This is a genomic window from Acinetobacter seohaensis (assembly GCF_056431365.1).
The window spans coordinates 13,841-26,069 of sequence record NZ_JBWKMK010000021.1 but is presented as its reverse complement, the minus strand read 5'-3'; the positions used below and the strand labels follow the sequence as shown (position 1 = coordinate 26,069).

At 43.1% G+C, this 12,229-nt stretch carries 12 protein-coding genes; 11 read left to right on the top strand and 1 reads right to left on the bottom strand.

Annotated features, from left to right (window positions below; translation table 11 throughout):
- Positions 1-118: 118 nt before the first annotated feature.
- The 10 genes from catA (at position 119) to pcaD (ending at position 9,788) form a co-directional block, all read left to right on the top strand.
- Entirely contained in the window at positions 119-1,039 is a 921-nt protein-coding gene (gene catA / locus AC07E5_RS03040; protein ID WP_004973528.1) for a catechol 1,2-dioxygenase, read from the top strand.
- A gap of 73 nt (positions 1,040-1,112) precedes the next feature.
- Positions 1,113-2,501 (top strand): benzoate 1,2-dioxygenase large subunit, encoded by a 1,389-nt coding sequence (gene benA / locus AC07E5_RS03035; RefSeq protein WP_096901613.1) that lies wholly within the window; start codon positions 1,113-1,115, stop codon positions 2,499-2,501.
- Positions 2,498-2,989, top strand: a complete 492-nt coding sequence (gene benB / locus AC07E5_RS03030) for a benzoate 1,2-dioxygenase small subunit (RefSeq protein ID WP_096901612.1) — start codon at positions 2,498-2,500, stop codon at positions 2,987-2,989. The genes benA and benB overlap by 4 nt, the downstream gene beginning before the upstream one ends.
- A gap of 95 nt (positions 2,990-3,084) precedes the next feature.
- A complete protein-coding gene (gene benC / locus AC07E5_RS03025; RefSeq protein ID WP_180009199.1) occupies positions 3,085-4,101 on the top strand; it encodes a benzoate 1,2-dioxygenase electron transfer component BenC in 1,017 nt (338 codons plus the stop codon).
- 38 nt (positions 4,102-4,139) lie between these two features.
- Positions 4,140-4,925, top strand: coding sequence for a benzoate diol dehydrogenase BenD (gene benD / locus AC07E5_RS03020; protein WP_004973522.1), 786 nt, complete (start codon positions 4,140-4,142; stop codon positions 4,923-4,925).
- Positions 4,926-4,983: 58 nt separating this feature from the next.
- The gene (gene benE / locus AC07E5_RS03015; RefSeq protein ID WP_004973520.1) at positions 4,984-6,204 is read left to right on the top strand and encodes a benzoate/H(+) symporter BenE; all 1,221 of its coding nucleotides are present in this window, start codon (positions 4,984-4,986) and stop codon (positions 6,202-6,204) included.
- 27 nt (positions 6,205-6,231) lie between these two features.
- Positions 6,232-6,918 carry a 3-oxoacid CoA-transferase subunit A gene (locus AC07E5_RS03010; protein ID WP_104851986.1) on the top strand — a complete coding sequence of 229 codons (687 nt, stop codon included), beginning with the start codon at positions 6,232-6,234 and terminating at the stop codon, positions 6,916-6,918.
- A 22-nt stretch (positions 6,919-6,940) separates the two neighbouring features.
- Complete coding sequence (locus AC07E5_RS03005) at positions 6,941-7,594, top strand: 3-oxoacid CoA-transferase subunit B (RefSeq protein WP_104851987.1); 654 nt, start codon at positions 6,941-6,943, stop codon at positions 7,592-7,594.
- 138 nt (positions 7,595-7,732) lie between these two features.
- Positions 7,733-8,938 (top strand): 3-oxoadipyl-CoA thiolase, encoded by a 1,206-nt coding sequence (gene pcaF, locus AC07E5_RS03000; protein ID WP_070155120.1) that lies wholly within the window; start codon positions 7,733-7,735, stop codon positions 8,936-8,938.
- Between the two features lie 70 nt (positions 8,939-9,008).
- Complete coding sequence (pcaD, locus tag AC07E5_RS02995) at positions 9,009-9,788, top strand: 3-oxoadipate enol-lactonase (protein WP_096901607.1); 780 nt, start codon at positions 9,009-9,011, stop codon at positions 9,786-9,788.
- 120 nt (positions 9,789-9,908) lie between these two features.
- Here the strand turns inward: pcaD and AC07E5_RS02990 are convergent, their stop codons facing one another.
- Positions 9,909-11,078 (bottom strand): thiolase family protein, encoded by a 1,170-nt coding sequence (locus tag AC07E5_RS02990; RefSeq protein ID WP_096901606.1) that lies wholly within the window; start codon positions 11,076-11,078, stop codon positions 9,909-9,911.
- 438 nt (positions 11,079-11,516) lie between these two features.
- On the opposite strand from AC07E5_RS02990, the gene AC07E5_RS02985 reads away from it, so the two are divergent.
- Entirely contained in the window at positions 11,517-12,125 is a 609-nt protein-coding gene (locus AC07E5_RS02985) for a TetR/AcrR family transcriptional regulator (protein ID WP_004973506.1), read from the top strand.
- Positions 12,126-12,229 lie beyond the last annotated feature (104 nt).

Genomic DNA, 12,229 nt, shown 5'->3' with positions numbered 1-12,229 from the left:
ACTCCAGCACCAAAGTAAACATTTAGCAAACCAAGTAAACAAGGAAAGTGGCAGCCAATTATCTCGTTTTTAGTCCAGAGATATTCGCCACCAAAGCACACCTCCAAGGAGCATGAAAATGAATCGCCAAGAAATTGATGCATTAGTTAAGCAAATGAACGTTGATACAGCGACAGGCCCTGTAGATGAACGTGTACAACAAGTTGTTGTGCGTTTATTGGGTGACCTTTTCCAAGCGATCGAAGATCTTGATATTTCTCAGTCAGAACTGTGGAAAGGTCTGGAATACTTTACTGATGCCGGTCAAGCGAACGAATTAGGTTTATTGGCTGCAGGTTTGGGTCTGGAACACTACCTAGACTTACGTGCTGATGAAGCGGATGCTAAAGCAGGCATTACTGGCGGTACGCCACGTACGATTGAAGGTCCACTTTATGTCTCTGGCGCACCTGAAACAGTAAGCTTTGCGCGTATGGACGATGGTTCTGAAGAAGGCAAAATCCCGACGCTGATCATTGAAGGTACAGTGACTGATACTGACGGCAACCGTGTTGAAGGTGCTAAAGTTGAAATCTGGCATGCCAACAGCCTGGGCAACTACTCATTCTTTGACAAGTCACAGTCTGACTTTAACCTGCGTCGCAGCATCATTACCGCTGCCGATGGTCAATATACTGCATTGACGACAATGCCAGTGGGTTATGGCTGCCCTCCAGAAGGTACAACTCAGTTTGTACTGGACAAGCTAGGCCGTCACGGTAACCGTCCATCGCACGTACATTACTTCGTATCTGCACCGGGTTACCGCAAGCTGACTACTCAATTCAATATTGAAGGCGACCAATACCTGTGGGATGACTTTGCATTCGCGACTCGTGAAGGTCTGGTGGCAACTGCGGTTGACGTGACTGATGAAGCTGAAATTGCAAAACGTGGTCTGAAAGGTCCTTTCAAACACATCCAGTTCAACATTGTTCTTCAGAAAGATCAAGCTGGCGTTCCTTCTACTGAAGTTGAACGTCGCCGCGCAAGCGCATAATTTGAAATGGAATCGGGATGTGGTCGTTGCCCCATCCCGATGACTGCCCTCCTTGGAAAGTCGGAGAAAGGACATGCCTCGTATTCCTGTTATCAATACTAGCCACTTAGACCGTATTGACGAATTATTGGTTGATGATTTTGAATCTGGTGAATTTAAATTACACCGTTCAGTATTCACAGACCAAGCCCTGTTTGACCTAGAAATGAAATACATTTTTGAAGGCAACTGGGTTTATTTGGCACATGAAAGCCAAATTCCAAACAACAATGACTACTACACCACTTACATTGGTCGTCAGCCAATCATCATTGCGCGTAACCGCAATGGCGAATTGAATGCCATGATCAACTCGTGTTCACACCGTGGTGCACAATTATGTCGTTACAAGCGTGGTAACAAAGCAACTTATACTTGCCCATTCCACGGTTGGACTTTCAACAACTCTGGTAAGTTGTTAAAAGTAAAAGACCCAGCAGATGCAGGTTATTCAGATTGCTTTAACAAAGACGGTTCACACGACTTGAAAAAAGTTGCCCGCTTTGAAAGCTATAAAGGTTTCTTGTTTGGTAGCTTAAACCCAGATGTTCCTTCTTTAGAAGAATACCTAGGCGAAGCGACTAAAATCATTGACATGATTGTGGGTCAATCTCAACAAGGTCTTGAAGTTTTACGTGGTTCTTCGACTTACACCTATGAAGGTAACTGGAAGTTAACTGCTGAAAACGGTGCCGATGGTTACCACGTGTCTGCAGTACACTGGAACTACGCTGCAACAACTCAGCAACGTAAAGAAAAAGAAGCTGGCGATAACATCCGTGCAATGAGCGCAGGTTCATGGGGCAAACAAGGCGGTGGTTCTTACGGCTTTGAAAATGGTCACATGCTCCTTTGGACTCAATGGGCTAACCCAGAAGACCGTCCTAACTTTGCCAAGAAAGATGAATACACCGAGCAATTCGGTGAAGCAATGGCGAAATGGATGATCGAGCGTTCACGTAACTTGTGTATCTATCCAAACGTGTACTTCATGGATCAGTTCGGTTCACAAATTCGTGTGTTACGTCCTCTTTCTGTCGATAAGACTGAAGTGACGATTTACTGTATCGCACCTGTAGGTGAAGAGCCAGAAGCACGCGCACGCCGTATTCGTCAGTACGAAGACTTCTTTAACGCATCAGGTATGGCTACACCAGACGATCTTGAAGAATTCCGTGCATGTCAAGTTGGCTACGCAGGTATCGCACTTGAGTGGAACGATATGTGCCGTGGTTCTAAGCATTGGATCCAAGGTCCAGACGATGCTGCAAACGAAATCGGTTTAAAACCAAAACTTTCTGGTATTAAAACTGAAGACGAAGGTTTATATCTTTCACAGCACCAACATTGGTTAGATCTAATCAAAAAAGGTATTGCGACTGAAAAAGAAATTGCTGCATCTACTGAAGGAGAAAACGCATGAGCGCGATTACTTTAGAAAATATTGCTCAATTCCTTTATCAAGAAGCTCGCTTCTTAGATGATGAGCAATGGGATGAGTGGTTACAGTGCTACGCTCCTACTGCTTCTTTCTGGATGCCAGCTTGGGATGACGATGACCGTTTAACTCAAGATCCACAGTCTGAAATCTCTTTGATTTACTATCCAGACCGTCAAGGTTTAGAAGACCGTGTGTTCCGTATCAAAACTGAGCGTTCATCTGCAACCATGCCAGATACACGCACAAGCCACAACATCAGCAACATTGAAATTGTTGAACGTGATGGCGATAAAGTCACTGTACGTTTTAACTGGAACACTTTAAGTTTCCGTTACAAAACTAACTACAGCTACTTTGGTATGTCGCGCTATGAAATTGATTTTTCTGGCGACAAACCGCAAATTTTAAGCAAGTACGTGGTGCTGAAAAACGATTACATCAACCAAGTAATCGATATCTACCACCTCTAAGACTGTATTCATTTACAGCAAGGTAAAAACCTTTCAGCCAGATGGAATCTTGGCTGAAAGGTCTAGTTTCAAAGATTTATATAGGATATTCAGCCATGTCAAACCACAATGTTGCACTTCAATTTGAAGATGGCGTTACACGTTTTATTTCTGTTACAGATGGTGAAACACTGTCAGACGCAGCTTACCGTCAAAAGATCAATATTCCTTTGGACTGCCGTGACGGTGCATGTGGAACGTGCCGTGCGTTTTGTGAATCAGGTTCGTATGACATGCCTGAAGAAACTTATATTGAAGATGCATTGACACCAGAAGAAGCTGAACAAGGCTACATTCTTGCATGCCAATGTAAACCAACTTCTGACGCAGTATTCCAAATTCAAGCAACTTCTGATGTATGTAAAACTGAAATTCATGCATTTGAAGGTACTTTGGCTCGTGTAGAAAACTTATCTGACTCGACCATTACTTTTGACATTCAGTTAGATGAAGGTCAACCAGACATTCACTTCCTTGCAGGTCAATACGTGAATGTGGGTATTCCTGGTACAACAGAAACCCGTTCTTATTCATTCAGCTCTAAACCAGGCAACCGCTTAACGAGCTTTGTTGTACGTAACGTACCAAACGGCAAAATGAGCGAATTCTTAAGCCAAAATGCCAAAGCGGGCGACAAAATGACCTTCACCGGTCCATTTGGTAGCTTCTACTTACGTAACGTTGCTCGTCCAGTAGTGATGTTAGCAGGCGGTACAGGTATTGCACCATTCATGTCTATGCTGCAAGTGCTTGAAGAAAAAGGTTCAGAACATCCAATACGTTTAGTATTTGGTGTAACCAATGATTTTGACTTGGTTGCAATTGAAAAATTAAACGAACTTCAAGACAAATTCTCTTGGTTCGAATATCGCACTGTAGTCGCTAACCCAGAATCTGCACATGAGCGTAAGGGTTATGTTACAGGTCATATCGAAAACGAATGGCTTAACGGTGGTGATGTAGACATCTACTTATGTGGTCCAGTACCAATGGTAGAAGCGGTACGCGGTTGGTTAGATGCTGAAGGCGTTAAACCTGCTAGCTTCTTATTTGAAAAATTCTCTGCCAACTAAGTTTGTTAGACATTCAATAAACGCAGTCGGAGAATAAAATGAATCGCACAAAAAGATTTGAAAACAAAGTTGTAATCGTGACTGGTGCCGCTCAAGGCATTGGTCGCGGTGTGGCTTTACAAGTGGCGAGTGAAGGTGCCCAAGTGGTTATGGCAGACCTTTCTCCCTATGTAGAAGAAGTGTTGGCCGAAATTGAAGAACACGGTGGCGATGCAGTAACCGTAAAAGCCAACCTTGAAACTTTTGCAGGTGCAGAATCTGTGGTTGCTAAAGCACTTGAAACCTATGGTCGTGTTGATGTGCTCATCAACAACGTAGGCGGTGCAATTTGGATGAAACCTTTTGAAGAATTTTCTGAAGAAGAAATTATCAAAGAAGTGAATCGTTCATTGTTCCCTACTATGTGGTGCTGCCGCGCAGTATTGCCTGAAATGGTGAAAAACCAGAAAGGTACCATTGTAAACGTATCTTCAATTGCAACACGTGGTATTAACCGCGTGCCATATTCGGCGTCTAAAGGTGGTGTAAACGGTTTAACCGCTTCCCTCGCCTTTGAACATGCCAAAGATGGTATTCGTGTGAATGCTATTGCAACTGGCGGTACAGAAGCGCCACCACGTAAAGTGCCACGTAATGCCAACCCACTTTCAGAATCTGAAAAAGAGTGGATGCAACAAGTGGTCGATCAAACCATTGATCGTACCTTCTTGGGTCGCTATGGCACCATTCAGGAACAAGTGAATGCGATTCTGTTCCTTGCTTCTGATGAGTCATCGTACATGACAGGTACCGTTGTACCTGTAGGTGGTGGTGATCAGGGCTAAGCCAAGATCATGACAACTTCAACAGGATCATTGCTTGACGCAAGGAGGCAAATCGTCAATGAGTCACCTGTTCCAAACTTTAAAAAATGACTGGTCAATTTCAGCCACTGTTGCAGGATTCTTAGCAGTGCTGATCTCCTATTCAGGGCCATTGATCATCTTTTTCCAAGCGGCACAGCAAGCCCAAGTTTCCCCAGACATGATGATTTCATGGATTTGGGGAATTTCTATTGGTGCTGCTGTCGCAGGTATCTTTTTGTCCATTAAATACAAAGTGCCTGTGGTCACCGCTTGGTCTGCACCCGGTACCGCATTGCTGGTCACACTGTTTCCCGATATTACCCTGAATGAAGCAGTTGCAGCCTACATCACCTCTGCTGTGGTGATTTTTTTGATTGGAATCACAGGTTATTTTGACAAACTCCTGTCTTGGATTCCGCAAGAAGTCGCAGCAGGCATGATGGCAGGTATTTTGGTTCAATTTGGCTTAGGCTTATTTACTGCAACCGATACCCTGCCATACATTGTATTTGGGATGCTAGCGGTATTTTTATTGGCAAAGCGTTTTAGTCCACGTTATGCCATGATTTGGGTGCTTGCTGCAGGCATTATACTCAGCTTAATGCTCGGTAAAATTAACCCTGTCACCACCAATTTTAGTTTGGCAATTCCACAGTTTATTGCACCTGAATGGACGTGGAATTCAACCTTAAACTTGGCATTACCTTTAATTTTAGTCAGCTTGTCTGGGCAGTTTTTACCGGGTATGGCAATTATTAAAATTAGCGGTTATGACATGCCTGCTAAGCCTATTATTAGTGCGACCAGTATCGCTTCTCTTGCCGTTGCGTGTGTGGGAGGAATTACCATTGTACTTGCCTCTATTACTGCAGCATTATGCTTAGGTAAAGATGCGCACGAACTGAAAGAAAAGCGATATATTGCAGGTGTTGCAAACGGTATTTTCTATATTTTAGGTGGGTTATTTGCGGGTAGCATCGTCATGCTATTTAGCCTATTGCCCAAAGAACTGATTGCAGCTTTGGCTGGACTTGCACTTTTGGGTGCAATTGCCACCAATATTTCAGTTGCAATGAGTAAAGAATCACAGCGTGATGCAGCCCTCATCACCTTTTTAGCAACTGCCTCTGGCATGCAGTTTTTAGGGCTAAGTTCTGTATTTTGGGGCATCTGTATTGGTTTGATCGCACATTGGGTATTAACCAAACGCGACAACTCAGCAGCACCCCTACCTTCAACTCAAAGTTCCAAAAGTTAATGGACAGGCAATTGTCTAGGACACATTATGATTGATAAAAGTCAAACTTCTTTAACAGAAGTCCTTTCGCAAATTAAAGATGGTTCAACCATCATGATTGGTGGTTTTGGTACCGCAGGTCAGCCAGCGGAACTCATTGATGGTTTGATTGAACTTGGCATCAAAGATTTAATTATTGTAAACAACAACGCAGGTAATGGTGACTACGGTTTAGCGAAACTGCTAAAAGCTGGCGCGGTACGTAAAATTATCTGTTCATTCCCACGTCAGTCTGACTCTTGGGTATTTGATGAACTTTACCGCGCAGGCAAAATCGAGCTTGAACTGGTGCCGCAAGGTAACTTGGCATGCCGTATTCAGGCTGCAGGTATGGGTCTAGGTCCAATCTATACCCCTACAGGTTTTGGTACTTTACTTGCAGAAGGCAAACCAACCTTAAATTATGAAGGTAAAGACTACGTACTAGAAAACCCAATCCGCGCAGACTTTGCTTTAATTAAAGCACAGCAAGGCGACCGTTGGGGTAACTTGGTGTACCGTAAATCTGCACGTAACTTTGGCCCAATCATGGCGATGGCTGCCGATGTGACAATTGCACAGGTTTCTGAAGTGGTTGAGTTAGGCGCGTTAGATCCTGAACACATCATCACTCCGGGTATTTTCGTTCAGCACGTTGTTGCCGTTGGCGCAAAACAACCTGAACAATCTGCATAACTGTCACGTGAAGGAGAACATCATGAGCTATACCAAATTAACACGTGATCAAATCGCTGAACGTGTGGCACAAGACATTCCAGACGGTGCTTATGTCAACCTCGGAATTGGCTTACCAACTAAAATTTCAAACTACCTGCCTTCAGACAAAGACGTATTCTTACACTCTGAAAACGGTTTATTGGCTTTCGGTCCACCACCTCCTGCAGGTGAAGAAGACCCTGAGTTAATCAACGCAGGTAAAGAATTCGTGACCATGCTAACAGGCGGCTCATTCTTCCATCATGGTGACTCTTTTGCCATGATGCGTGGCGGTCACTTAGACATCGCAGTATTGGGTGCATTCCAAGTGGCTGAAAATGGCGACTTGGCAAACTGGCACACAGGTGCGCCAGATGCGATTCCTGCTGTTGGTGGCGCAATGGACTTAGCCGTTGGTGCGAAAAAAGTCTTTATCACAACCGATCACGTCACCAAAAAAGGTGAACCAAAAATCGTGGCTGAATTGACTTACCCAGCAACTGGCTTGAAATGTGTAGACCGCATTTACACTGACTTATGTGTGATTGACGTAACTCCTGAAGGCATGAAAGTTCTTGAAAAAGTTGAAGGCTTGAGCTTTGAAGAATTACAGTCATTGACTGGTGCAAAGCTGATTGATGCGACTCAGGCTTAATCGTCTTTAAATATAATTTTTAATCCCCCTAAATCCCCCTTTTTCAAAGGGGGACTTCCATCAAGTAATTTTAGGTGGGAATCTCCTCCCTTTTTTAAAGGGAGGTTGGGAGAGATTAAGATATTTGGAAAATAAAATATGAAAAACGCATATATCGTCGATGCCATCCGTACCCCATTTGGTCGTTATGCAGGTGGTTTAGCTCCAGTCCGTGCTGATGACTTAGGCGCATTACCGATCAAAGCACTTATGCAACGCAATCCATCTGTAAACTGGGAACAAGTTGATGACGTGATTTACGGCTGTGCCAACCAAGCAGGTGAAGACAACCGTAACGTGGGTCGTATGTCTGCACTTTTAGCAGGTTTACCGTACCAAGTGCCAGCAACCACTGTAAACCGTTTATGTGGTTCATCGCTAGACGCAATTGCAATGGCCGCACGTGCAATTAAAGCAGGTGAAGCAAACCTGATTATTGCAGGTGGTGTTGAATCAATGAGCCGCGCTCCATTTGTGATGGGTAAATCAGAATCTGCTTATGGTCGTAGTCAAAAAATTGAAGACACCACAATGGGCTGGCGTTTCATTAACCCGAAACTCAAAGAAATGTACGGCGTAGAAACTATGCCGCAAACTGCTGAAAATGTAGCGGAACAGTTCAATATTAACCGTGCCGATCAAGACTTGTTTGCTCTAACCAGCCAACAACGTACTGCTGCTGCACAAGCACGCGGTTTCTTTGACAAAGAAATTATTGCAGTGGAAATTCCACAACGTAAAGGCGAGCCTGTCGTTGTTGCTGCAGACGAACATCCACGTGCATCAACCACAGCAGAAGCATTGGCAAAATTAAAGCCAGTGGTAAAAGCAGACGGTACTGTGACTGCAGGTAACGCGTCAGGTATTAACGATGGTGCGGCTGCCCTACTGATTGCTTCTGAAGAAGCGGTTGCACAACACGGCTTAAAACCACGTGCCAAAATCATTGCTTCAACTGTTGTTGGTGTTGAACCACGTATTATGGGCTTTGGTCCTGCGCCTGCAATCAAAAAATTGTTGGCACAAACAGGTTTGACCATTGAACAAATGGACGTGATTGAACTGAACGAAGCCTTTGCTGCACAAGCATTAGCATGTACTCGTGACTTAGGCATTGAAGATGGTTCAGAGAAAGTCAATCCAAACGGTGGTGCAATTGCTTTAGGTCACCCACTTGGTGCATCTGGTGCGCGTTTAGTCACTACAGCACTGAACCAACTTGAACAAACTGGCGGTAAATACGGTTTATGTTCAATGTGTATTGGTGTTGGTCAAGGTATTGCTTTGATTATTGAACGTGTTTAATCCTCATTAAAAGTCCCCCTTTCATAAAGGGGGATTTAGGGGGATTTATAAGATTAAGGATTTAAAAAAAATGCCAACTTTTACCTCAAATGATGCGCAAATCAATTACCAAACTTTTGGTGATGCTACAAAACCTGCACTGATTTTTTCAAACTCGCTGGGTACAAACTTCAAAATGTGGCAAGCACAGATTGATTTTTTCCAGCAAGACTTTTTTGTAATTTGCTACGACACACGTGGTCACGGTGCATCATCAGCTCCGCAAGGTCCATATAGCATTGATCAATTGGGGCAAGATGTTGTAAATCTACTCGATCACTTAAATGTTGAAAAAGCGGCATTCTGTGGTATTTCTATGGGCGGTTTAACAGGTCAATGGTTAGCGATTCATCGCCCTGAACGTTTTAATCAGGTGGTGGTGTGTAATACTGCGGCAAAAATTGGTCAAGAACAGGCTTGGAATGACCGTGCCGCATTGGTACGTGAACAAGGTTTACAACCGATTGCTTCGACTGCAGCATCACGCTGGTTTACTGAACCCTTTATCCAAAGCAACGCGACAGTGGTCAACAATCTTCAAAACGACTTGGCAGCTGGCAGCGCCGAAGGTTATGCGAGCTGTTGCGAAGCTTTGGCTAAAGCGGATGTACGTGAACAACTTAAAGACATCACTGTGCCTGTTTTAGTGGTTGCAGGTCAGCAAGACCCTGTGACAACAGTTGTCGATGGTCAATTTATGGTTGAACGTATTGCCAATAGCCAATTGTTTGAAATCAATGCATCGCACATTTCTAACGTAGAATTGCCAAATGAATTTAACCAAGCAGTGAAGCAGTTTATCCAAGCATAAAACTTCATTGTTATTGTTAATAAGTTAAAAGTTAAAAGTTAAAAGTTAAAAGTTAAAAAAATAGAGTTCTTTCGAGAACTCTATTTTTTATAGATGAATCTGCAGTTAGACGAGCTGGACTTAAACTAACTCCACCGCAATCGCTGTGGCTTCACCACCGCCAATACATAAAGATGCCACGCCTTTTTTCGCGCCTATACGTTGCAATGCATGAATGAGCGTCACAATAATACGTGAACCTGAAGAACCTAGAGGATGCCCCAAAGCACATGCACCACCCTGAATATTCACTTTGGCAGGGTCTAAATCAAAAGCATCTATCGCAAGCATGGTTACCATGGCAAAGGCTTCATTAATTTCCCACAAATCTACATCGGCAACCGACCACCCTGCTTTATCTAGCACTTTTTGAATCGCCCCTACAGGAGCAAGAGTAAACTCAGAAGGATGTTGTGAATGTGTCGCGTATGCCACAACTTTTGCAAGCGGTTTTAAGCCACGCTCTGCCGCAACCACATCTGATGTAATCACCAGAGCAGATGCGCCATCTGAAATAGAGCTGGCATTGGCGGCTGTAATCGTGCCATCTTTTTTAAATGCGGGACGCAAACTGCTAATTTTATCGACTTTGGCATTTAACGGTTGTTCATCCTGATCGACAATCACATCACCTTTACGTGAATGAACAGTGACAGGCACGATTTCATTTTTAAAATAACCGTTTTGAATGGCTTCTACCGCGCGGTTTAAAGAGCGAATTGCGTATTCATCCTGCTGCTCACGGGTATAGTTTTTCTTGTCTGCCATGTCTTGCGCCAGCACGCCCATCGACAAGCCTGTTTCAGCATCTTCTAAACCTTCCTGAAACATGTGGTCTGTGACTTTGCCGTGTCCCATACGGAAACCTGCACGTGCTTTATCTAGCAAATACGGCGCATTCGACATAGATTCCATACCGCCAGCGACCACAATCTGCGCTGAACCTGCCTGAATAGCATCGGCTGCCTGCATAACAGCTTTCATGCCAGAGCCACAAATTTTATTGATGGTGGTTGCACCTGTACTATCGGGTAAACCCGCTTGACGCATCGCCTGACGTGCAGGGCCTTGCTTCAAACCTGCAGGCAATACACAACCAAAAATTACTTCATCAATGTCAGTCCCACTTAAACCTGCACGTGCAACTGCGTGTTGAATTGCAACCGCGCCTAAATCGGGTGCTGTACAACTTGCCAGTGAACCTTGAAAGCCGCCCATTGCGGTACGTACAGCATCTACAATTACAATCATTTTTAGTCCCTTATTACCGTCTTTTTAAAGTGATTACCGTAAAAGCCATGCTTTTTAAAATTACAAATAACATCCCTGTGAGTTAGCAAGTAATTCACGTTAAATGTAAATCAAAAGATGAGCATTGCAATCTCGCAAAGTGCTGAATTGCTATGCTTGATTGATCTTAGACTTTTAGGCCTTGCTTATGAAAAATAGAATAAAAGTTTTAGAAATCCAATTTTATTTCACTAAAATGACCTGTTTGGTTCAGTTTTATTGACAACCGATTTGGCTTATGGATTGTGCTATTTTTCACATGATATTTTTTAAATTCATTGGTTCACTGATGAACATACGTTAAAACTTACCTTTTCAAGACCTTGGTGCTATTTTCAAGTTGCTCAAACTGCACTAGACTCCAACATGCTTAATTGGTTGTAATTGGAATATTGATTGATGACGACTCTACGCCAAGAAAATTTCCGACGTCGTAAAGAGAAAATTTTGGCAATGGCTGAGGTTTTATTACTGGAAAATCATAATGATATTACATTAAGTGAGTTGGCTGCAGAGTTAGATATTGCCAAAGGCACAATTTATAAATATTTCAAAAGTAAAAATCAGCTCTATTTAGAGTTAATTATTTTAAATGAACAGCGTTTATTGGATATTTCCAAACAGTATCACCATAACTTTCAAACTTATGTTTCGCAGTACATGCTGTATAACATGCTTAATTCCAACCGTACGATTTTGCTGCACTCGATTGAAGAACGCTTAACCAATAATGAACGTAAACTAAATGAATTGTTTGAACAGTTATACGATATTCGTGAGCAGCGTATTTTAGAAATTAAGGACATCACCCAAGCCTATTTAGAGTCCTTTAACAGCGCGATGTCGATCCGTGATTATCTGTCTTATATTTGGACAGTAACTTATGGTGCGTCGTTATTACTCAATTCTACCCATTATCAAAAAGCTATTGGGTCACGTGAACGCTTAATCAAGCTATATATTAATCAAGCACTGATGACGCCAGATAAAGTATCTGCGATTGTTTGATTTTTACATAGTTAGCTTCGTTGGATTCATTGCTGATCCCGCTAAATATTAGCGTCTAAGTAGAAAGAAATTTGCTTTTCAGAACGTATTAACTCACCTCATAA